We start from the raw sequence: 21394 nt of genomic DNA, 5'->3' as shown, positions 1-21394 counted from the left end.
CGGAGTTCACGGAGATCACGGAGTTCATGATCGCAATTGTTATTCGAGTGCCGGAGCGGAGAACCAACGACGACGTGATGCTCTTCGGAACTTTGAAATCATTTGTCTCCGTGCTCTCCGTATGAAATCTGAATCTGACTCTCACTCTTCCTTCGGCACGATATCCTTCGGCGTCGTCACCCGGAGCAGATCGATGCGACGGCGGTCGGCGCGCACCACTCTGAACTCGAGACCATTCAGCACGAACGTCTCACCGCGGCGCGGCAGGCGGCTCAGGAAGTTGATGACGAGGCCGCCGATGGTGTCGAAGTCCTCGTCGCTGAAGCTGGTATCGAAGAACTGATTGAATTCCTCGATGCGCGTGGTGCCCTTGACGCTGAACTGACGCTCGGCCTCGCGACGGATGTCGAGATCGTCGTCGACGTCATACTCATCGCCGATGTCGCCCACGATCTGCTCCAGCACGTCTTCGATCGTGACGAGACCGGACACGCCGCCATATTCGTCGACGACTATTGCCATGTGATGATGGCTCGCGCGGAATTCCTTGAGCAGCTCGCTCAGCCGCTTGCTCTCGGGGATGAACGCGACGGGCCGCAGGCATTCCTTGATGTCGAAATTCTGCCGTCCGCCATCCGCGAAATAGCGCAGCAGGTCTTTTGCCAGCAGGATGCCGACGACCTGGTCGCGATCCTCGCCGATGACGGGATAACGAGAATGCCCCGCTTCGATCACCGCGGGAATGATGTCTTCGGGCGCTTCGTCGCGATTGACGATCACCATCTGCGAGCGCGGCACCATGATGTCGCGCACCTGCATCTCGACGACCTCGAGCACGCCCTCGAGCATCTCGAACGCGTCGGCGCTGATGACGCCACGCGTCTTCGCGTTCGACAGCAAGCCGGTCAGGTCTTCGCGATCGCGCGGCTCGCTGCTGAAACTATCCGTGATCCGCCGCAGCCAGCGGCCTGTCGGACCGTGTTCCTCAGGCATATGGATTTGGGTACCCGAACTTCGCCAAAAGATTCATTTCGCGCGCTTCCATCACCCGGGCATCGCGGTCGATCTCGTGATCGTACCCCAACAGGTGGAGGACGCCATGGACGACCATGTGGGCCCAGTGAGCCTGCGCTGTCTTGCCCTGTTCGCGTGCTTCGCGCGCAACAACCGGTGCACAGATGATCAGATCGCCCAGCGGATACAGCTCGCCGGCGGTTGCGCCAGCCACGCCCGAAGGGAACGACAGCACGTTGGTGGGCTTGTCCTTGCCGCGCCAGGCGGAGTTCAGGCGCCGGCTCTCGGCGCCGCCGACGACCCGGATGGACAGGCTCAACCCCTCACGCAGCGGCTTGCGCAGGGCTGCTGTAACTGGAATTTCACCCAGAGCCGCCTGCGCCCACTCGCGCAGGGAACGCGAATGCGGCACTCCCTTCCTGGAAGCGGCGAACTGGATTGAGATTTCACGAGGAGCGTTCGCGCGAACTGCCTTGCGGGCTGCGGAAGTGTCGGCGAACGAGACGGAGGGTCGCTGCATTGGTGCTGGACGGTGGCCTTATCCGGGCCGCGCCGTCTACGACTCCTCACCAGGGCTGGAATCGGGCGGCTTGCGCTCGTACGCCTCGACGATGCGCTGGACCAGCGGATGGCGCACGACGTCGCGAGACGTGAAGTGCGTGAACGACACGCCCTGAACGCCTGGCAGGATCTTCATCGCGTTCCTGAGCCCCGACACCTGCTGCTTCGGCAGGTCGGTCTGAGTGATGTCGCCGGTCACGACGGCCTTCGAGCCGAAGCCGAGACGCGTCAGGAACATCTTCATCTGTTCGACGGTCGTGTTCTGCGCTTCATCCAGAATGATGAAGGAATCGTTCAGCGAACGACCGCGCATGAAGGCAAGCGGCGCGATCTCGATGACCTGGCGCTCCACGGCTCGCGCGACGCGATCGAACCCCATCATTTCGTACAGCGCGTCATACATCGGACGCAGATACGGATCGACCTTCTGAGCAAGGTCGCCCGGCAGGAAGCCAAGCCTCTCGCCCGCCTCCACAGCCGGCCGCACGAGCACGATCCGGCGAACGCGTTCCGACTGCAGCGCTTCGACGGCGCACGCGACAGCAAGAAACGTCTTGCCCGTTCCCGCGGGACCAATGCCGAAGGTGAGATCGGACGAATGAATGTTGTGCAGATACTGGCGCTGGTTCGGGCCACGACCGCGAATGCCGCCGCGTTGTGTGTGGATCGCCAGATCATCGGCACGCTGGGGAGCGGCAGCGGGCGCGGCCTCCATCCCGGCTTCCTGGAGCGCGAGGTGCACCCGATCCGGCGTCAACGACTCGCGCGCCGACAGATCGAACAGCTTGCGCAGCACGGTTTGCGCAGCGTCGGCTGCTTCGGCCGGACCCGAGACTTCAACCTGTCCGCCGCGACGACGCACTTGCACGCCGAGCCGCTGCTCGACATGACGCAGGTTTTCATCCATGGGTCCCACGAAGTTCGCGAGCCGCGCGTTGTCGACGGGCTCCAGAGCAAGATCGCGGGTTTCGACGGGAGTACTCAAGAGAAGATTTCCACGGGGAGCACGGGGAACACCGGGTCGGATCAGATCGAATCAATAGCCATGGTGTGCCTCAACCGGGCTATGCAGCCTGCGTTTTCGTTCCGTCCCCCGTGGCCCCCGTGTGCCCCGTGGAGATCCGGTCTTCTGTGATGAGCCGGCCGCGCAGCGAGTTGCTCAGGGCCTCGGTGATCACGACGTCCGCGAACTGACCGATCAACGTCCGGGGCGCATCAAAGTTCACCCAGCGCATGTTCTCGGTGCGGCCCGCCAGCTGGTGCGAATCCTTCTTCGAAGGACGTTCGACGAGCACGCGCTGCACGGTGCCGATCATCGACTGGCTGATCTCGAGCGAGCGCTCATTGATGCGCGACTGCAGGATCTGCAATCGCTTGTGTTTCTCTTCCTGCGTAACGTCGTCGGGCAACGACGCGGCAGGCGTTCCGGGCCGGCGGCTGTAGACGAAGCTGAAGGACTGATCGAAGCCGACATCGGCGATCAGGTTCATCGTTGCCGCGAAATCGCGCTCGGTTTCTCCCGGAAACCCGACGATGAAGTCCGATGAAATGCTGATGTCGGGTCGCACCGCGCGGAGCTTGCGGATCTTCTGCTTGTACTCGAGCGCCGTGTAGCCGCGCTTCATCGCCATCAGTATCCGGTCGGAGCCCGCCTGCACCGGCAGGTGCAGATAGTTCGCGAGCTTCGGCACGTCGCGATAGGCCTCGATGAGCGCGTCACTGAACTCGACGGGATGAGACGTCGTGAAGCGGATGCGCTCGATGCCCTCGATCTCGGCGATGCAGTAGATGAGCGTCGCGAGATCGCACTGGGTGCCGTCTTCCATCGGACCGCGATATGCGTTTACGTTCTGGCCGAGCAGATGGATCTCCCGCACGCCCTGGTCGGCTAGCTGACGGATTTCCTGCATGACCGGCTCGAACGGGCGGCTGACTTCTTCACCGCGCGTGTACGGCACGACACAGAAGGAGCAGTACTTGCTGCAGCCTTCCATGATCGACACGAACGCAGTGGCCCCCTCGGCGCGCGGCTGCGGCAGATGATCGAACTTCTCGATCTCAGGGAAACTGATGTCGACGACGGCGCGGCCTCTCGACCTGCGCTCCTGGATCATGTCCGGCAGGCGATGCAGCGTCTGCGGCCCGAAAACCAGGTCGACATACGGCGCGCGGCGCGTGATGCCCTCGCCTTCCTGGCTCGCCACACATCCACCGACTCCGATGATCAGGTCTGGCTTCGCGTGCTTCAGCTGCTTCCAGGTGCCGAGCTGGGAAAAGACCTTCTCCTGGGCCTTTTCGCGGATCGAGCACGTGTTCAGGAGAATCACGTCCGCCTGCGCCGGATCCTCCGTCAGCTCGTAACCGCCCGATTCCCGCAGCACGTCCACCATCTTGGTGGAGTCGTACTCGTTCATCTGGCAGCCGTTGGTGCGGATATAGAGAAAGGGCATGGGACGGGCGGAAAAGCGGGGGCGGTAGGATACAGCGGAGGAAGTGATCAGCGGTTAGCGGTTAGCGGTTAGTCAGAGAAAACAAAGAGTTACGCAGAGAGCGCCCCGGCTCCCTTCTGAACTAACCGCCAACCGCCAACCGCTAACGCTTCTTCAGAACGGAATATCGTCGTCAAACCCGCCCTCATCTCCGGCTGGCGGGCCACGATCCTCAGCCGGCGCGGGTCGGCTCTGGCGGGATTCGCCACCACCGCCGCCGCCTGAGGGCCCAGCAGCGCCGCCGCGGCCACCCAGCATCTGCATGTCCCTGCCGACGATCTCGGTCGTATAGCGGTCCTTGCCTTCCTTGTCCTGCCATTTGCGCGTCCGCAGGCTGCCTTCGATATAGACCTGTGAGCCCTTGCGGAGGTACTCGGCCGCAATTTCACCGAGCTTGTCGAACAGCACGATGTTGTGCCACTCGGTGCGCTCCTGCTTGTCGCCGGACTGCTTGTCGGTCCAGGACTCGGAGGTCGCGATGCTGAAGTTCGTCACGGCCTTCCCGCTCGGCATGTAACGGACATCCGGATCCTTGCCGAGGTTGCCGACGAGAATGACCTTGTTGATGCCACGCGCCATGAGGGAAGTCCTGATCCGGGATTGACGAAGGCGCACATTCTAGACGGGCAACCGAAACGAGCACAGGGCTAATTAGAGGCGGGTTTGCTGAGGAATGGCCGCCGGGCGACCTCCGATCAGCTCGCGCGCGAAAACCGGACAGGAACTGACATCGTTTCCCCTGAATCTGAAGGGATGGACCTTTCATTACCCCTCCTTTGCCCCCAACTCCGACATCCCCTTATAGTGATCGATCCCGCACCCGCGAGCCGCCACGCTTCAATGTCTTCTTCCATCGTCATCCGCGGCGCACGTACGCACAACCTGCGCAACATCGATCTCGAGTTGCCGCGCGACCGGCTGATCGTGTTCACCGGTTTGTCGGGGTCCGGCAAGTCCTCACTGGCCTTCGACACCATCTACGCCGAGGGCCAGCGTCGCTACGTCGAATCGCTTTCCGCGTACGCGCGGCAGTTCCTCTCGATGATGGAGAAGCCCGAGGTCGAGACGATCGAAGGGCTGTCGCCCGCGATTGCGATCGAGCAGAAATCGACGTCGCACAATCCGCGATCCACCGTCGGCACGGTGACGGAGATCTACGACCATCTTCGATTGCTCTTCGCGCGCGTCGGCATTCCGCGCTGCCCGGATCATGGCGTCGATCTCGCGGCGCAGACAGTAAGCCAGATGGTCGACCAGGTGATGCGGTTGCCGGAAGGCACCCCGCTCATCCTGCTTGCGCCGATGATCGACGGCCGCAAGGGCGAGCACGTGCAGGTGATCGAAGCCCTTCGCGGACAGGGCTTCGTGCGTGCGCGGATCGACGGCAAGATCGTCGAACTCGACCAGCCGCCGAAGCTCGACAACAAGCGCAAGCACACGATCGAAGCCGTCGTCGACCGGTTCAAGGTCCGCGACGACATCGCGCAGCGACTCGCGGAATCCTTCGAAACCGCATTGCGACTGTCGGACGGGACAGCTCGCGTGATGTTCATGGATGAACCCAATCGCGCCGAGTTGGTGTTCTCGGACCGCTTCGCCTGCACGATCTGCGGGTACAGCCTGGCGGAGCTCGAGCCCCGTCTCTTCTCTTTCAACAATCCGGCCGGCGCCTGCCCGACCTGCTCGGGCCTGGGCGTGCAGCAGTTCTTCGATCCAGGCCGCGTGGTGCATCACCCTCACCTCTCGCTCGCTGGTGGCGCGATCCGCGGCTGGGATCGTCGCAACGCGTACTACTTCGCGCTGATCCAGTCGCTCGCGAAGCAATACAGGTTCGACATCGAATCGCCGTGGAACGAGCTCCCGGCGAAGCACCAGAGGATCGTGCTGAATGGCAGCGGCGAGGAAAAGATCGAGTTCCGCTACGTCGACGCGAAAGGCGGATCGACGCGTCGCTCGCACAAATGGGAAGGTGTCATCCCCAACCTCGAACGGCGCTATCGCGAAACCGAGTCGATGGCGGTGCGCGAAGAGCTCGCGAAGTATCTGAGCAACCAGCCCTGCCCCGAGTGCAAGGGGACGAGGCTCAACCGCGCCGCCCGCAACGTATTCGTCGCTGGCCAGACGCTGCCGCAACTGACTCGCATGTCGGTCGGCGATGCGATGCGTTTCAGCGTCGATCTCAAGCTCGAAGGCTGGCGCGGCGAAGTCGCGGCGAAGATCGTCAAGGAAGTCGGCGAGCGCCTGCGCTTCCTGTGTGACGTCGGCCTCGACTACCTGACGCTCGACCGCAGCGCTGAAACGCTCTCGGGCGGCGAAGCACAGCGAATCCGGCTCGCGAGCCAGATCGGCTCGGGTCTCGTCGGCGTGATGTACATTCTCGATGAGCCGTCGATCGGCCTGCACCAGCGCGACAACGAGCGCCTGCTGTTCACGCTGAACCGGCTGCGCGATCTCGGCAATACCGTCATCGTCGTCGAACACGACGAGGATGCAATCCGTCACGCCGATCACGTCGTCGATCTCGGCCCCGGCGCCGGCGTCCACGGCGGACAGATCATTGCGCAAGGCACGCCCGCTGAAGTCGCAGCCAATCCGAAGTCGCTGACGGGTCAGTACCTGTCCGGCGACCGCCAGATCGCGATCCCTCCCTTGCGATCGCCGAAACAGGATGGCCGGGCCCTGCGCATCCTGAACGCGCGAGGCAACAACCTCACGGGCGTCACTGTCGATATTCCGCTCGGCATCATGACCTGCGTGACCGGTGTCTCCGGCTCGGGCAAGTCGACGCTCATCAACGACACGCTTTACCAGGTCGTCGCACGCACGCTGAACGATGCTTCCGGCGATGCGGCTGCGAACGATGGCGTCGAAGGTCTCGATCAGATCGATCGCGTCATCGACATCGACCAGAGCCCGATCGGCCGCACGCCGCGATCGAATCCGGCGACATACACCGGCTTGTTCACGCCGATCCGCGAAATCTTCGCGGGCGTTCCGGAGGCGCGCACGCGCGGCTACGAGCCGGGCCGCTTCAGCTTCAACGTAAAGGGCGGCCGCTGCGAGGCCTGCCAGGGCGACGGCGTGATCAAGGTCGAGATGCACTTCCTGCCAGACATCTACGTGCCGTGCGACGTCTGCAAGGGCAAGCGCTACAACCGCGAAACGCTCGAAGTCCGGTACAAGGGCAAGAGCATCAGCGAGGTGCTCGAAATGACCGTCGAAGACGCGCTCGGTTTCTTCAAGCACGTGCCGACCATCGAGCCCAAGCTGCAGACGCTGATGGACGTCGGTCTCTCGTACATCCGGCTGGGTCAGAACGCGACGACCCTGTCGGGCGGCGAAGCGCAACGCGTAAAGCTCGCGAAGGAACTGTCGAAGCGCTCCACCGGACGCACGCTCTACATCCTCGACGAGCCGACGACCGGCCTGCATTTCTTCGACATCGAACAGTTGCTCGCGGTGCTGCAGCGGTTGCGCGACGAGGGCAACACCATCGTCATCATCGAGCACAATCTGGACGTGATCAAAACAGCCGACTGGATCGTCGACCTGGGCCCCGAGGGCGGCTCGGGCGGTGGGAAGATCGTTGCCGAAGGGACACCGGAGCAGATCGCCGCGAATCCGCGATCGCACACCGGTCGCTTCCTCGGACCGGTCCTCGAGCGCTCGGCGCAACTGAAGACCCGGAAGCGGGCCTGAGTTCATCCGATCCGGGTCATCCGATCCGGGCTACCCGATCCGCTTGGCCCGCAGCGACTCGCCGCCGCGCGAGCGAGTCAGCAGGTACGACCCGAGGGCAGCCCGCCGGATCGTCACGACATCGCCTTGCCTGAACGCCTGGGCAGGCGCCGATTCGCTTACGTACCAGCGCTGACCGTTGTCGAGCTCGAGCGTGTAGTACCCCTGCGGATTGCGGCTCGCCGTCGCAACACTGGCCGAAATCTCCGCGGGCTCCGTGTCCTTGGGACTGCCGCCGTCCTTCTCACGACGCAACCGGTCGTTCATGCCGAACTCCGTAGTTGCCGCACCCGCCGCAGCGACTGGAGCACGTTCGAACGCGGCGTCGTAACATGCGAGCCGCGCCGCAGCGTCCTCGATGGCCACGCAAGCCCGCGGATCGGACGCTGCCACGGTCTCAGCGAAAACGAACAACAGCAGCAAGATGCCGCAGTAGCGATTCATCGGGATTGCACCGGTCACCTGAAGCTCTGAAGGATCATAAACATGTTTCACGACGTCTCCCATCCCGCAGTTTGCTCATTCAGCGGCGGCAAGGATTCGTGCCTCGCCTTGTGGCTCGCCATCCGCCAGGGCTATGACGTACGCACACTGCTCGTCATGTTCGACGAACAGGGCGAGCGCAGCCGGTCGCATGCGATTCCGATGGCCTTGATGCGCAGGCAGGCCGAAGCGCTCGGATGCGCGCTCGTTACGCGCAACACGAGTTGGAAGACCTACGAGGCCCAGTTCATCGACGCGCTGAAGGAACTGCATGCCAGCGGCCACCGGACCGCGATCTTCGGCGACATCGATCTGCAGGAACACCGCGACTGGGAAGAGCACGTCTGCTCCGCGGCGCAAATGAAGTGCGTGCTGCCGCTCTGGCAAAACGATCGACTGCAGCTCGCGGACGAAGTCCTGGGGCTTGGTTTCCGTGCGACCGTCGTCTGCACGGATTCACGCTATCTGGGCGATGAGTTCTGCGGCCGGGACTACAACGCACGCTTCATCGCTGACCTGCCGGAAGGTGTCGACGCCTGCGGCGAGAATGGCGAGTTTCACACGTTCGTCTATGACGGCCCGTGCTTCGACCATCCGGTCGCGCATCGGATCGAGGGCTTCGAGAGTTACGTCGCGCCGCCGCAGTACGGCAGCGTCCGCTATCGATTCGCCAAGCTGGCTAACGTGGCTGCGTGAACTAGCGCCGCGCGGACGCGTGCTTCGTGGTGAAGGTTTGTCTGACTTCGCCGTGCACCGTCTGTTCCTTGAAGCGACCGCCGGTGAACTGTCCCACCACGGAGCGCCAGAAAGCGACCGCGGGTTTGTTGTAGAGGAACTCGGTGATCTCCCACGCGCCGGCGAAGCGACTGAAGATCAGCGCTGCAGCGTCGCGGCCCGCACCGGTCCGGCGCTGAGCCGGCACGATGAAGAATTCCGCCATCCGATAGTCGATCGTGTCGCGCTGGTTACGGGGCGGACGACTCACGAGCGCAAAGCCGATCGGCTTGTCGTTCTTCTGGAGAATGAGGGGATGCGAGCTGTCGTCGGCGAACCAGCGCGCGAGCAGCTCCTGTTCGCGTTCGCCGTACTCGCCGCCGGCCGGAAAGACACCGGTGTTCATGCTCAGCTGCGACAGGTCGTCCAGGTACTCCGGATACTGTCTCTGGATCCAGGTGCGATCGGTCGTGTTGTTCTGAGCGTCGCGAATCGTGACTGGCACTTGGGTCTAACGGCTCGTCCTGCGCCGCCTCCGCCGCATTTTCGATGAAGGCGCTATTGTGGCCTCACCGACCGTGCGTATCCAGCGGGACATTGATCGGGGCTTTCCGAAACGGGGCCTGTTGCGAGCGCCCAAAACGAAACGGGCAGGCTTGCGCCTGCCCGTCCCATCGCTGCCGGTTCAGGCAGCAGACTCATTACTGAGCAGGAGTCGTTGCTTCCTTGGCAGCTTCGCCAGCAGCCTGAGCAGCGTCACCAGCAGCAGCAGCGGCATCGCCGGCAGCAGCAGCGGCATCGCTAGCAGCAGTTGCAGCGGCGTCGCCAGCGGCGGTGCCAGCAGCAGCAGCGGCATCACCAGCAGCAGCAGCAGCGTCGCCAGCGGCTTCGCCAGCAGCCTGGGCAGCGTCACCAGCGGCAGCGGCGGCGTCAGCCGCTTCTTCCTTCTTCGCGCAAGCAGCCAGCGAGAGCGACAGCGCGAGAGCAGCAAGAATCATCTTTGTGTTCATGTGATCTATTACCCCAGTGAATGTGATTGCGTAGATGCGATTGCGAGTTGAAAACTTCGAACAGCAATCGAGCGAAAAAATCTCATCGATTGCGGCGGAGGATTCTAGAGCGTTTCATTCACGTTTGAAAACGCTATCGATGGCCGGCGTCGCGAAGCGAAGACAACCCCATGGAGTGCGAAAACGTGCGGAATTCCAGCCTCGAATGCAGCATCGCGATGCTCGCCTGCGTCTGTATGGCGCTCTGTGCGTGCACATCGCCGCAACAGCGCGTTGCGGCGGCGGTCACGCAAGCGCACCGCCTCAACGACGCTGTGCCGCTGCCTCATCGCATTGACGAAACATTGACAATTGCGAGCGCGTATCGCGTTCAGACGCGCGTCGTGAATCATGAGCTCACTGGAGAACTGAATCGTGCGCAGCCGGCTGGGTTCAAAGCAGGACTGACTTCCGCAGCGGCGCAAGCGCGCTTCCGCGCGTCGCAGCCCGTCGCGGGAGTATTGTTCAGCGAAGGCCAAAGGGATCCGGATGCGACGATCCGCGTCGCCGACTGGCCCGGACTCAACATCGAAACGGAAGTCGCGCTGCGCGTCGGCACGCCGATTCGCCAACGACTGAATGACATCGCGGAGCTGCGATCTCACATCGACGGCGTCGCACCCGCCATCGAGCTTCCGAACCTGCACTACGAGTCGCCGGCCGAGCTGACGGCGATCGACATCATCGCGTCGAACGTCGGATCCGCGACCTACATCGTCGGCAATTTCGTTTCACCCGATCTGCGCGATCCGAACGAGGCGAGCCCCAGGCTGATCTGCGACGACAAGGAGCTCAATCGCGGGCAGGCGCGGGATGCGCTGGGCGATCAATGGCAGGCTGCCCTGTGGCTCGTGAACACGATGATCGAGCAGGGATGGCCCATCGAGAGCGGCCAGATTCTGCTGACGGGCGCGCTGGGCCGGATGATTCCCGCAACGCCCGGCCACTGCAGCGCGGACTACGGAACTTGGGGCACAATTGCGCTCCATATCGTGCCGTGACGCATTTTGCCGGCGGCACTCCTTCGAGATAACGCCATGCCAACCCTCGACTCCCTTTTTCCGGCGCATCTGCAGACCCTGCGTTCGCGAACCGATGAGGCCATGGCGGCCTGCGGTTTCGATTCGCTGGCGATTCACTCCGGCCGCCTGTGGATGCAGTTCCTCGACGACCAGCCCTACCCTTTCAAGGTCAATCCGCACTTCAAGGCGTGGGCGCCGCTGACCGATGCTCCCGATTGCTGGATTCTGTATCAGCCGGCCAAGCCGATCCGCCTGCTGTTCCTGCAGCCGAACGACTACTGGCACAAGCCGCCCGCCCTGCCCACCGACTACTGGGCGCAGCACTTCTCCATCGAAGTGATCCGGGAAGCGTCCGAAGCACGTCGCCCCATCACGCGGCTGCCGAATTGCGCGCTGATCGGCGAATGGCAGGCGGAGTATTCGGAGTGGGGTTTCGCCGCCGGCAACCCGAATACGCTGCTGGATCGACTGCATTACCCACGGGCACGCAAGACTGAATATGAGCTCGAGTGCCAGAGGCAAGCGTCACTGCGCGGCGCGCGCGGCCACAAAGCCGCGGAGCGCGCTTTCCGCTCCGGTGCCTCGGAGTATGAAATCCATATCGAGTTCATGAGGGCGAGCCAGCACACCGAAGCCGGCCTGCCGTATCCGAACATCATCGCGCTGAACGAGAACACTGCGGTGCTTCACTACCAGCACCAGGAGATCGTGGCGCCCTTGCAGTCGCGCTCGTTTCTCATCGATGCCGGCGGCGAGGTCGCGGGCTATTCGAGCGACATCACGCGCACGTACTCAACGGTCAACGACGAGTTCCAGACACTGATCGACGGCATGCACAAGCTGCAGCTCGAGGTGTGCGACGAAGTTCGCCCCGGTGTCGACTACGCCAACGTTCACCTGAGCGCCCACAGAAAGATTGCGCAGCTGCTGCGAGACAGCGACATCATCGCCACCGCGCCTGACGATGCAGTCGCGTCCGGTCTCTCCGGCATCTTTTTCCCGCACGGCATCGGTCACCTGCTGGGATTGCAGGTTCACGACGTCTCCGGCTTCACGATCAACATCGACGGCAAGCAGAAGGCGCGGCCACCCGGGCATCCTTATCTGCGGCTGACGCGCACGCTCGAGCCCGGCTTCGTAGTGACGATCGAGCCCGGCCTCTACTTCATCGACTCATTGCTGGAGTCAGCGCGCAGCGCTGCGTTCGCGCGCGAGATCAACTGGAAGCAGGTTGAGCGCTTCAAACCCTACGGCGGCATCCGCATCGAAGACAACGTCGCCTGCACGACCGGCGTGCCGGAGAACCTCACCCGCGACGCGTTCGCGAAACTGTCCTGAGCTTGGCTTGACCAGCGGCTCGTCGTCATGCCCGCGTACGCGGGCATGACAGACGGGCTTATCTCTTCTCTTTCAACAGATCCCGAATCTCTTCAAGCAGCACTTCCTGCCGCGGCGGCGCTGGCGGAGCAGCCGGCGCAGCTTCTTCCTTGCGTCGCACCCGATTGATGAGCTTGACGATCATGAAGATCGCGAAGGCGACGATCATGAAATCGAACAGGGTCTGCAGGAACACACCGTAACGGATCGTCACCGCTTCGGCCCCTTCCGTCATCGCGGGCAACGTAATCGCCAGCTTGGTGAAATCGACACCACCGATCAGATACCCCAGCGGCGGAGTCACCACGTCGCTCACCAGCGAACTGACGATCTTGCCGAACGCAGCGCCGATGATGATACCGACCGCCATGTCGACGACGTTGCCCTTGACGGCGAACTCGCGGAATTCTTTTACGATGCTCATGAGCGAGGACTCCCGATGAAGAAGCTGGTAGCTGCGAGCGACGAGCTGCGAGCCAGAACAAGATTTCGGCGTCGAGTCTGTCGGATGTAAGCGTCCATGGCTAGCGGCGCGTGGAAAGCCACTAGAGAGGAGAAGACGAAATGCGTCACCAGGCGTCTTCGGCTCTGGCTCGCGGCTCACCAGCTCGCAGCCTTCTTCCTCACGTCAACCTGTTCAGCCCGTTATATGCCGCCACCCGATACGCCTCCGCCATCGTCGGATAGTTGAACGTCGTATTCGTGAAGTAGCGGATGTTGTTGAGGTCGCGGCTGGCCATCACGGTCTGGCCGATGTGAACGATCTCGGAGGCGCCGTCGCCGAAGCAGTGGACGCCGAGGACTGCAAGCGTTTCCGCGTGGAAGATGATCTTGAGCATGCCGACACGTTCATCGGTCATCTGCGCGCGAGCCAGGTTCTTGAAGGCGCAGTGCCCGACTTCGTACGGGACTTTTTCTTCCTGCAGTTCGCGCTCGCTCTTGCCGATCGAGGAGATCTCCGGAATCGTGTAGATGCCGCTCGGGACCATCTCGAGCCGATGCGGCTCGATCGAAGGATTCAGGATGTGCTGCACGGCATGCGAGCCCTGCACGTACGCAGCGCTCGCCAGCGCCGGCGGTCCCGCGATGTCACCGACCGCATAAATGTTTCCGACGGCCGTCTGATAGTGACCGTTGACGGCGATCTGGCCGCGTGTGTTGCTGGTCAGGCCCACGCGATCGAGCTGCAGCTGCTGGGAGTTGCCAGTGCGGCCGTTCGCCCAGAGCAGCAGATCCGATTTGATCTTCCGGCCTGATTCCAGGTGCAGCACGACATCGCGTTCGCGTGCCTCGAGCGCCTTGAACTGTTCGTTGTGACGGATCACGCAGCCCTGCTCGCGGAGGTGATACGACAGTGCCTCGGCGATCTCATCGTCGAGGAACGACAGCAATCGATCCTGCGTGTTGACCAGCGTGACCTTGGCGCCGAGGTTGATGAAGATCGATGCGTACTCGCAACCGATGACGCCTGCGCCGTAGATCGTCACCGCAAACGGATGCTCGGGATAGCGCAGGATCGAATCGCTGTCGCGAATGTGTTCGTGCGAGAAGTCGATCCCCGGCGGATGGTACGGCCGCGAGCCCGACGCGATGACGACATGGCCGGCGCTGATCCGCTGCGACTTGCCCATGGACGGCTGCACTTCGACCGTATGCGCGTCCACGAAGGAAGCCTCGCCTGCAAAGATCGGGACGCGATTGCGCTCGTAGAAGCGCCGGCGGCTTGCGACCTGGGATTCGACAACCTTCGTCGCGCTCGCCAGCAGCTGCGGATAGGTCAGCTGGTTCGCCCCGCGGAACTCGCGCAGCAACGGATTGCGGCGCAGGTCGTGAAGAATCTTCACCGCGTGGCGAAGGGCCTTGCTCGGAATCGTGCCCCAGTGAGTGCAACCACCGCCGACTTCGAAATGTCGTTCGATCAGCGCAACGCTCTTGTGATTTTTGGCCGCCATCATGGCGGCTCCCTCACCCGCGGGACCGCTGCCTATGACGAGGACATCGAACTGTTCCATGGGGCGTCTTTTGAATTGTCTACAGGCGGTGAGAAAGAGCCGTTAAGTGAATGATGCGCGTGTTCTTATCGCGTCGCAAAATCCGATACGCGCGACGCAAAGATACCAAGGAAACAAGCTCGATTTTTTCTGCATCTGCAAAAAGATCCAGTGCACCGTTTGCGGTCATTACGCTTGTTCTCAGCTTGCGTTGCTTTTATACAAAAACGCTTTCGTTCGCTCACCGAAATCAGTAACCTTCGCGCCACCACGTAAAGGCACCGAGTTGTAAATCGCACGGGCGCGTGGGTCGAAGTTCATGTCGAGGACTACCAAGGGGGATTCATGACCGATCGAAGCGTTACGCTGCGCCGTGCGGTTTTCGCCGCGCTGGCTGTCTCTACCGCCGTCGCATTGCCGGTTTCTGCACAGGAAGCGCAGCAACAGGGCGAAGGCGGCCGTTCCATCGAAACCATCATCGTCACTGCCCAGAAGCGCGAACAGAACCTGCAGGACGTGCCGATCGTGGTGACCGCCGTGTCGGGACAACTGCTCCAGGACACCGGCGTAAAGGACATCAAGGACCTCACCATCGTGGCTCCGGGCCTGACGGTGACGTCGACGTCGAGTGAAGCCAGCACGACCGCCCGCATCCGCGGTATCGGTACGGTCGGTGACAACCCCGGCCTCGAATCCTCCGTCGGTGTCGTCATCGACGGCATCTACCGTCCACGCAATGGCGTCGCGTTCGGCGACCTCGGCGAGCTCGAGCGCATCGAAGTGCTGAAGGGCCCGCAGGGCACGCTGTTCGGCAAGAACACCTCTGCCGGCGTCATCAATATCGTCACCAAGAAGCCGACGTTCGACTTCGGCACGGATGTCGAACTCACGGGCGGCAACTACGGCGCACTGGAAGGCTCTGCATCGATCAACGGTGGCTTCAATGACAAGCTCGCCGGCCGTCTCTACGTCGCAGCACGCGAACGCGATGGCTATCTCGATGTGAATACGGGCGCCGGCCCGCGGACTGAGGACGAGGAGAACGATCGCAAGGTGCAGACGGCTCGTGGCCAGCTGCTGTTCCAGGCCTCCGAAGCGCTCGAAGTCCGTTTCACGGGCGACTACACGAAGCGCGAGGAGCATTGCTGCAGCGGCGTACCGACCTTCAACGGCCCGACAGTGGCCGCGATCAACGCGTTGGCCGGGGGCGCCGGAACACAGAATCCACCCGATCCCTTCAACCGCACGGCGTTCCTGAATCGCGGCACCGATCAGGACACGACCGACGTTGGCGCGTCGATGGAGATCAACTGGGACCTCAATGCGCTCGGCGGCGCAACGCTGACGTCCGTCACGGGCTGGCGCAACTGGGAATTCGTCAACGGCCAGGACGTCGACTACACGGCAGCGGACATCTGGTATCGCGAATCGGATGGCAACCACTCTGCCGAGTTCGATCAGCTGAGCCAGGAATTCCGCCTCGCCGGCGAGACGGATCGGCTGAACTGGCTGGTCGGCGCGTTCTACGCGGATGAGCAGCTCACGTCCAAGCAGCAGCTGCAGTACGGTACGCAGTATCGCACTTACATTTCCGCGCTGGCCGGAGCCGCAGCGCCGATCTTCAACGCGTTCATCCCTTTGAATGGTTATCCCACCACGCTGGGTCAGCGCGACCTGCATGAGCAGGATTCCCAGTCATGGGCCCTGTTCACGAACAACAACATCAAGTTCACGGATGCGATCGAGTTCACGCTCGGCCTTCGTTACACCAACGAATCCAAGGATCTCGATACGCTCTACAGGAACACCCATACGGGCCAGGGCTGTGGAACCTTGCGGGCAAACTTCGCAGCGCTGCAGGCAACGATGGCAGGTGCGGGCCTGACTGCCGCGCAGATCGCACAACTCAACAGGGTCGCAGTCGGCATCGGCTGCGCCGCGATCACCGATCCGATCTACAACAACCTCGCGAACTCGCAGTCGATCGACGAGAGCGAATGGAGCGGCACCGCGAAGCTCTCGTTCCGGTTCACCGACGAGGTGATGGCGTACGCCTCGTTCGCACGCGGCTACAAGGCGGGCGGTTTCAACCTGGACCGCGTGCGCACTGGCAGTGCGGCGCTCCCACCCGGAGCCCCCGGCGGGGTCGGCGCAAGCCTCGACACTTCGTTCGACAAGGAGCTCGTGGATTCGTATGAGGTCGGTCTGAAGACGCAGTGGCTCGACAACACGTTGCTGTTGAATGCCACTGTGTTCTACCAGGACTACACGGACTTCCAGCTGAACACGTTCGACGGTGTGCAGTTCCTCGTGACGTCGCTGGATACGGTCACGTCGGAAGGCGTCGACCTCGACCTGGTGTGGTTCACCCCGCTCGAGCAGCTGAGCTTCCAGGGCGGTGTCACCTATGCGGAGACGGAGATCGACGATCCGGCGGCGCTGGCCAACCCGGGCCTGTTCGACCAGAACCGCGAGAACGATCGTCTGTCGTTCGCACCGGAATGGTCGGCAAGCCTGTCGGCAACGTTCGAGCAGCCGATCGGCAGCAGCTTCATCTGGCGCACGAACGTCGGTGCGAAGTACACCTCGGAGTACAACACCGGTTCGAACCTGGCGCCGCAGAAGATGCAGGACTCGATCACGACCGTGAACGCGAGAACGGGTTTCGGTGCTGAGGACGAGCGCTGGATGATCGAAGCCTGGGCGCAGAACCTGACCGAAGAGGAGTACTACCAGGTGGTGTACGACGCTCCGCTTCAGACGGGAAGCTACGACGCGTTCCTGGGCGCGCCCCGTACGTACGGCCTGACCGCACGATTCAAGTTCAGATAGACGACAGGACGTCGGTGCATGAGGGCGGTCCGGGCAACCGGGCCGCCCTTTTCTTTTGGCCGATGTTTTCGCCTACCATGAGGCCATGATGAGAACCGCACTCGCAGCAGGCGTCGCCCTCCTCCTGCTCACGCCAGCTGCTCGCGCCGAGTGGGTCGAACGCGTGGAAGACGGGATCATGGGAACCCGGATCGCGGTCGAGGTCTGGGCCGATACGAAGGAGCAAGGCAACGCCGCCATCGAAGCGGTGCTCGCGGACATGCGCCGCATCGACCGCGAGATGAGCACCTATAAGCCGGACAGCGAGGTTTCGAAGGTCAACGCCGAAGCGGCGAAGCATCCGGTCAAGATCAGCCGCGAACTGTTCGACCTGCTGACACAGGCGCTCGAATACTCCCGCCTCACCGAAGGTGCGTTCGACGTCACTTATGCCAGCGTCGGCTACATGTACGACTTCCGCAAGCATGTGCGGCCCGACGAGACGCAGATCGAGAAGGCCTTACCCGGCATCAACTACCGTCACGTGATCCTCGACGCCAACGCTCAGACGGTGAAGTTCGCCCGCGAGGGCGTGCGAATCGATCTTGGCGGGATCGGCAAAGGCCATGCGGTCGACAGCGGGATCCGGATCCTCCAGCAGCGCGGGTTCTCACACGGCGTCGTCACGGCCGGAGGCGACAGCAGGATCATCGGAGACCGGTTCGGACAACCCTGGGTCGTCGGCATCCGGCATCCCGATCGCAAGGAGGAAGTCATCGCGCGCATTCCCCTCGAGGACGCTGCGATTTCCACCTCAGGCGACTACGAACGGTACTTCGACGAGAAAGGCGTTCGCTACCACCACATCATCGATCCGAAGACGGGCCAATCGGCGAGCAAGGTACGCAGCGCCACCGTCATCGGCCCCACAGCGACGCGCACGGACGGGCTGTCGAAGACGGCCTTCGTGCTCGGCGCCGAGAAGGCGATCGAGATCTACAACCGGCTGGAGGGCATTGATGCGATCGTCGTGAAACCCGATGGTCAGGTGCTCTATACGAAGGGGTTGATGGCGCCGCAGCCGTAGCCCATTGATTGAAGCGGTACAGCGCTTCAGCTGACCGCACAAACGAAAAAGCCGGGCAGTGCCCGGCTTTTTCTTTGCCCTCTCGAGAAGCGTGCGATTACTTCGCGCTCTTCTTCTTGGCAGCGGCCTTTTTCTTCGGCGCCGCCTTCTTGTGAGCCTTCGTGGTTTCGGCCTTCTTCGCCTTCACCTCGGCCTTCTTGGCGGCCTTGGCCTTCTTCTCGGCCTTCTCTTCCGCCGTTGCCGTCGACTTCTTCTTCAGCGAAGTCTTCTTGGCAGGCGCCGCCTTCTTCTTCGGCGCGGCCTTCTTTTCGGTCTCGGCGCCTTCGTCGGCTGCCGGTGCCGCAGTCTCTTCGACGGCCACTTCAGGCTGATCGAGCAGCTGCATCAGCGCCATCGGAGCGGCGTCCCCAGCACGCACGTCCATCCGCAGGATGCGCGTATAGCCGCCCGGACGCGTCTTGAAGCGCGGGCCGAGGGTTTCGAACAGCTTCACGACCACTTCGGCGTCGCGCAGCTGAGCAAACGCACGGCGGCGGTTCGCATCGCTGTCGTCCTTGCCGAGAGTGATCAGCGGCTCGACGACGCGGCGCAGTTCCTTCGCCTTCGGCAGCGTGGTGCGAATGGTTTCATGGCGCAGCAGCGATGCCGCCATGTTGCGGAGCATCGCCGCGCGGTGCGATGCATTGCGGCTCAGTTGCCGGCCGGAAAGTTGGTGACGCATTTTTCAGTGACTCTTGATCGTGACTCGTGGTTCTCGGCTCGCCTTGCTGCTAACCGCCAACCGCTAACCGCTAACCGCTTCTCTTTCAGATCACGTCGCGCTCGTCGTCGCGCTTCAGGCTGATCGGCGGCCAGTTGTCGAGCCGCATGCCCAGCGACAGACCGTGGCTCTCGAGAACTTCCTTGATCTCCGTGAGCGACTTCTTGCCGAGGTTCGGCGTACGCAGCAGCTCCACTTCGGTGCGCTGAACGAGATCGCCGATGTAGTGAATGTTTTCCGCCTTGAGGCAGTTCGCGCTGCGGACGGTGAGCTCGAGCTCATCGACCGGACGCAACAGGATTGGATCGAACTGCTGTTCGGCAGTCTTCGATGCGCCCTCGTCCTGGCCCTGCAGATCAACGAACACCGACAGCTGGTCCTTCAGGATCGAACCCGCGCGACGGATCGCTTCTTCAGCGTCGATCGTGCCGTTGGTTTCGATGTCGAGGATCAGCTTGTCCAGGTTCGTGCGCTGCTCGACGCGCGCGCTTTCGACGTTGTACGTGACGCGGCGGATCGGGCTGAACGAAGCATCGAGCTGCAGACGGCCGATCGGACCCGACGACTCTTCGAACGTCGCACGCTGAATCGCCGGACGATAGCCGCGACCGCGCTCGACCTTGAGCATCATGTTCAGTTCGCCGGCCTTCGTCAGGTTGGCGATGACGAGATCGCCGTTCAGCACTTCCACGTCGTGGTCGAGCTGGATGTCGGCGGCAGTCACCGGGCCGGGGCCCTTCTTGTGCAGACGCAGTTCGGTGACGTCGCGAGCGTTCAGACGGATCGCGACCTGCTTCAGATTGAGGAGGATGTCGACCACGTCTTCCTGCACGCCTTCGATGCTGGTGTACTCGTGCAGCACGCCGTCGATTTCGACTTCGGTGATTGCACAGCCCGGCATGGAAGACAGCAGCACGCGGCGCAGCGCGTTACCCAATGTGTGGCCGAAACCGCGCTCGAACGGCTCGATCACGACCTTCGCCTGACGGGCGGTGGTGGGCGTGACCTTGACGACACGAGGCTTCAGGAATTCGCCAACGGATGCCTGCATGGAAAATTTACCTGCTTGTTTGCCGCTAACGGCATACACGTCCGAAGTTGGACGCAACCAAAACGTTTTCCGGGGCTCAGCGCCCCGGAACGGAATTCACTGTTACTTCGAGTACAGTTCGACCACGAGGTTCTCGTTGATCTCCGGCAGGATGTCTCCGCGGTCCGGGAGCTGCTTGAACGTTCCCGTGAACTTCTTCTCGTCGACTTCCACCCACTCCGGGAACCCGACCTGCGCCTTAATCTGCAGGGCTGCCTGAATGCGCAACTGCTTCTGCGCCTTGTCGCGGATCGAGATCACGTCGCCCGCCTTGCACTGATACGACGCAATGCTCACGGGTTCGCCGTTCACGTTCACTGCCTTGTGGCTGACGAGCTGGCGCGCTTCAGCGCGCGTCGCCGCGAAGCCCATGCGGTAGACGACGTTGTCCAGACGCGCTTCGAGCATCTGCAGCAGGGTCGCACCTGTGGCACCGGGACGACCCGAAGCCTTGATGTAGTAGTTGCGGAACTGACGCTCGAGCACGCCGTACATGCGGCGCAGCTTCTGCTTCTCGCGCAACTGGACGCCGTAGTCCGACAGGCGGGTCTTGCGCTCGCCCTTCACGCCGCCCGGCGGCACTTCGAGCTTGCATTTCGATTCGAGCGACTTAACGCCGCTCTTCAAAAACAAGTCCGTGCCTTCGCGGCGCGACAACTTGCACTTCGGACCGAGATAACGAGCCATGAAACTTCCTCGCCGCGGCTATTCGCGGAAAATCAGACGCGACGCTTCTTGGGAGGCCGGCACCCGTTGTGCGGGATCGGCGTCACGTCGGAAATGTTGGTGACCTTGAGGCCGCATGCGTTCAGCGCGCGGACAGCGGATTCGCGACCCGGGCCAGGGCCCGTCACGCGGACTTCCACCGTCTTCACACCGTGTTCCTGCGCAGCAGTGCCCGCCTTCTCGGCCGCCACCTGGGCAGCGAACGGCGTGCTCTTGCGCGAACCACGGAAACCGCAGCCGCCGGACGTCGCCCACGACAGTGCATTGCCCTGCCGGTCGGTGATCGTCACGATCGTGTTGTTGAACGACGCGTGCACGTGCGCGATGCCGTCGGTCACATGCTTCTTGACCTTCTTGCGGCCCTTCGTCGCGCCCGCTGCTGCTGCTGTCTGTTGCTTCTGCTCAGCCATGTGATCTCTCTAAGGGAAGCGGCCGGACCTTCCGAACGCTTCCAGGTAACTTCACTGCACCATGGCTAACGG

General features: G+C 62.5%; 19 protein-coding genes and 1 pseudogene. 6 read left to right on the top strand and 14 right to left on the bottom strand.

Annotation, left to right across the window (positions count from 1 at the left end; genetic code table 11):
• Nucleotides 1-141: 141 nt before the first annotated feature.
• The 5 genes from HNQ60_RS14720 to ssb all read right to left on the bottom strand — a co-directional run bounded on the left by HNQ60_RS14720 (nt 142) and on the right by ssb (nt 4643).
• Nucleotides 142-993: an HlyC/CorC family transporter gene (locus tag HNQ60_RS14720; protein WP_184333054.1), complete on the bottom strand. Its 852-nt coding sequence runs from the start codon at nt 991-993 to the stop codon at nt 142-144.
• Nucleotides 986-1534 carry an rRNA maturation RNase YbeY gene (ybeY, locus tag HNQ60_RS14715; RefSeq protein ID WP_184333052.1) on the bottom strand — a complete coding sequence of 183 codons (549 nt, stop codon included), beginning with the start codon at nt 1532-1534 and terminating at the stop codon, nt 986-988. Before ybeY ends, HNQ60_RS14720 begins: the two co-directional genes overlap by 8 nt.
• 36 nt (nt 1535-1570) lie before the next feature.
• Complete coding sequence (locus HNQ60_RS14710) at nt 1571-2560, bottom strand: PhoH family protein (protein ID WP_221304207.1); 990 nt, start codon at nt 2558-2560, stop codon at nt 1571-1573.
• A 79-nt stretch (nt 2561-2639) separates the two neighbouring features.
• Complete coding sequence (miaB, locus tag HNQ60_RS14705; RefSeq protein ID WP_184333050.1) at nt 2640-4025, bottom strand: tRNA (N6-isopentenyl adenosine(37)-C2)-methylthiotransferase MiaB; 1386 nt, start codon at nt 4023-4025, stop codon at nt 2640-2642.
• 153 nt (nt 4026-4178) lie between these two features.
• Entirely contained in the window at nt 4179-4643 is a 465-nt protein-coding gene (gene ssb, locus HNQ60_RS14700) for a single-stranded DNA-binding protein (RefSeq protein WP_184333048.1), read from the bottom strand.
• A 261-nt stretch (nt 4644-4904) separates the two neighbouring features.
• On the opposite strand from ssb, the gene uvrA reads away from it, so the two are divergent.
• A complete protein-coding gene (uvrA, locus tag HNQ60_RS14695; protein ID WP_184333046.1) occupies nt 4905-7763 on the top strand; it encodes an excinuclease ABC subunit UvrA in 2859 nt (952 codons plus the stop codon).
• A gap of 30 nt (nt 7764-7793) precedes the next feature.
• Here uvrA and HNQ60_RS14690 read toward each other — a convergent pair whose 3' ends face one another.
• Complete coding sequence (locus HNQ60_RS14690) at nt 7794-8297, bottom strand: hypothetical protein (protein WP_184333044.1); 504 nt, start codon at nt 8295-8297, stop codon at nt 7794-7796.
• On the opposite strand from HNQ60_RS14690, the gene HNQ60_RS14685 reads away from it, so the two are divergent.
• The gene (locus HNQ60_RS14685; RefSeq protein ID WP_184333042.1) at nt 8289-8981 is read left to right on the top strand and encodes a Dph6-related ATP pyrophosphatase; all 693 of its coding nucleotides are present in this window, start codon (nt 8289-8291) and stop codon (nt 8979-8981) included. The two genes, HNQ60_RS14690 and HNQ60_RS14685, sit on opposite strands and share 9 nt — an antisense overlap.
• A gap of 1 nt (nt 8982) precedes the next feature.
• On the opposite strand, the gene HNQ60_RS14680 is transcribed toward HNQ60_RS14685, so the two are convergent.
• Nucleotides 8983-9504, bottom strand: coding sequence for a GNAT family N-acetyltransferase (locus tag HNQ60_RS14680; protein ID WP_184333040.1), 522 nt, complete (start codon nt 9502-9504; stop codon nt 8983-8985).
• A gap of 180 nt (nt 9505-9684) precedes the next feature.
• Nucleotides 9685-9990 carry a hypothetical protein gene (locus tag HNQ60_RS14675; protein WP_184333038.1) on the bottom strand — a complete coding sequence of 102 codons (306 nt, stop codon included), beginning with the start codon at nt 9988-9990 and terminating at the stop codon, nt 9685-9687.
• A 204-nt stretch (nt 9991-10194) separates the two neighbouring features.
• Here HNQ60_RS14675 and HNQ60_RS14670 point away from each other — a divergent pair, with 204 nt between their 5' ends.
• Together HNQ60_RS14670 and pepQ are read left to right on the top strand one after the other, a co-directional pair.
• Nucleotides 10195-11049: a 2-keto-4-pentenoate hydratase gene (locus HNQ60_RS14670; protein WP_184333036.1), complete on the top strand. Its 855-nt coding sequence runs from the start codon at nt 10195-10197 to the stop codon at nt 11047-11049.
• A 36-nt stretch (nt 11050-11085) separates the two neighbouring features.
• Nucleotides 11086-12408: a Xaa-Pro dipeptidase gene (pepQ, locus tag HNQ60_RS14665; RefSeq protein WP_184333034.1), complete on the top strand. Its 1323-nt coding sequence runs from the start codon at nt 11086-11088 to the stop codon at nt 12406-12408.
• A gap of 58 nt (nt 12409-12466) precedes the next feature.
• Here pepQ and mscL read toward each other — a convergent pair whose 3' ends face one another.
• Both mscL and sthA read right to left on the bottom strand, forming a co-directional pair.
• Nucleotides 12467-12871 (bottom strand): large-conductance mechanosensitive channel protein MscL, encoded by a 405-nt coding sequence (gene mscL, locus HNQ60_RS14660; RefSeq protein ID WP_221304206.1) that lies wholly within the window; start codon nt 12869-12871, stop codon nt 12467-12469.
• 199 nt (nt 12872-13070) lie between these two features.
• Nucleotides 13071-14459 (bottom strand): Si-specific NAD(P)(+) transhydrogenase, encoded by a 1389-nt coding sequence (sthA, locus tag HNQ60_RS14655; RefSeq protein ID WP_184333032.1) that lies wholly within the window; start codon nt 14457-14459, stop codon nt 13071-13073.
• Between the two features lie 324 nt (nt 14460-14783).
• Here sthA and HNQ60_RS14650 point away from each other — a divergent pair, with 324 nt between their 5' ends.
• Complete coding sequence (locus HNQ60_RS14650) at nt 14784-17270, top strand: TonB-dependent receptor (RefSeq protein ID WP_184333030.1); 2487 nt, start codon at nt 14784-14786, stop codon at nt 17268-17270.
• A gap of 88 nt (nt 17271-17358) precedes the next feature.
• Entirely contained in the window at nt 17359-18336 is a 978-nt protein-coding gene (locus tag HNQ60_RS14645; RefSeq protein WP_184333027.1) for an FAD:protein FMN transferase, read from the top strand.
• A gap of 340 nt (nt 18337-18676) precedes the next feature.
• On the opposite strand, the pseudogene rplQ reads toward HNQ60_RS14645, so the two are convergent.
• The 4 genes and pseudogenes from rplQ to rpsK form a co-directional block, all read right to left on the bottom strand.
• Nucleotides 18677-19057: pseudogene (gene rplQ, locus HNQ60_RS27530) on the bottom strand (50S ribosomal protein L17); the annotation flags it as partial.
• An 85-nt stretch (nt 19058-19142) separates the two neighbouring features.
• Nucleotides 19143-20147, bottom strand: a complete 1005-nt coding sequence (locus HNQ60_RS14635) for a DNA-directed RNA polymerase subunit alpha (RefSeq protein ID WP_184333023.1) — start codon at nt 20145-20147, stop codon at nt 19143-19145.
• Nucleotides 20148-20249: 102 nt separating this feature from the next.
• Nucleotides 20250-20873: a 30S ribosomal protein S4 gene (gene rpsD / locus HNQ60_RS14630; RefSeq protein ID WP_184333021.1), complete on the bottom strand. Its 624-nt coding sequence runs from the start codon at nt 20871-20873 to the stop codon at nt 20250-20252.
• 32 nt (nt 20874-20905) lie between these two features.
• Nucleotides 20906-21322 (bottom strand): 30S ribosomal protein S11, encoded by a 417-nt coding sequence (gene rpsK, locus HNQ60_RS14625; RefSeq protein WP_184333019.1) that lies wholly within the window; start codon nt 21320-21322, stop codon nt 20906-20908.
• Between the last annotated feature and the right edge of the window lie 72 nt (nt 21323-21394).

Source organism: Povalibacter uvarum, assembly GCF_014202975.1.
Taxonomy (GTDB): domain Bacteria; phylum Pseudomonadota; class Gammaproteobacteria; order Steroidobacterales; family Steroidobacteraceae; genus Steroidobacter; species Steroidobacter uvarum.
This window is presented reverse-complemented; position numbering and strand designations above follow the sequence as displayed.

Excerpts from the sequence above, each read along its gene's own strand:
- HNQ60_RS14720 (WP_184333054.1), bottom strand. The coding sequence starts at position 993 with ATGCCTGAGGAACACGGTCCGACAGGCCGCTGGCTGCGGCGGATCACG.
- ybeY (WP_184333052.1), bottom strand. The coding sequence starts at position 1,534 with ATGCAGCGACCCTCCGTCTCGTTCGCCGACACTTCCGCAGCCCGCAAG.
- miaB (WP_184333050.1), bottom strand. The coding sequence starts at position 4,025 with ATGCCCTTTCTCTATATCCGCACCAACGGCTGCCAGATGAACGAGTAC.
- ssb (WP_184333048.1), bottom strand. The coding sequence starts at position 4,643 with ATGGCGCGTGGCATCAACAAGGTCATTCTCGTCGGCAACCTCGGCAAG.
- uvrA (WP_184333046.1), top strand. The coding sequence starts at position 4,905 with ATGTCTTCTTCCATCGTCATCCGCGGCGCACGTACGCACAACCTGCGC.
- HNQ60_RS14685 (WP_184333042.1), top strand. The coding sequence starts at position 8,289 with ATGTTTCACGACGTCTCCCATCCCGCAGTTTGCTCATTCAGCGGCGGC.
- pepQ (WP_184333034.1), top strand. The coding sequence starts at position 11,086 with ATGCCAACCCTCGACTCCCTTTTTCCGGCGCATCTGCAGACCCTGCGT.
- mscL (WP_221304206.1), bottom strand. The coding sequence starts at position 12,871 with ATGAGCATCGTAAAAGAATTCCGCGAGTTCGCCGTCAAGGGCAACGTC.
- sthA (WP_184333032.1), bottom strand. The coding sequence starts at position 14,459 with ATGGAACAGTTCGATGTCCTCGTCATAGGCAGCGGTCCCGCGGGTGAG.
- HNQ60_RS14650 (WP_184333030.1), top strand. The coding sequence starts at position 14,784 with ATGACCGATCGAAGCGTTACGCTGCGCCGTGCGGTTTTCGCCGCGCTG.
- HNQ60_RS14645 (WP_184333027.1), top strand. The coding sequence starts at position 17,359 with ATGAGAACCGCACTCGCAGCAGGCGTCGCCCTCCTCCTGCTCACGCCA.
- HNQ60_RS14635 (WP_184333023.1), bottom strand. The coding sequence starts at position 20,147 with ATGCAGGCATCCGTTGGCGAATTCCTGAAGCCTCGTGTCGTCAAGGTC.
- rpsD (WP_184333021.1), bottom strand. The coding sequence starts at position 20,873 with ATGGCTCGTTATCTCGGTCCGAAGTGCAAGTTGTCGCGCCGCGAAGGC.
- rpsK (WP_184333019.1), bottom strand. The coding sequence starts at position 21,322 with ATGGCTGAGCAGAAGCAACAGACAGCAGCAGCAGCGGGCGCGACGAAG.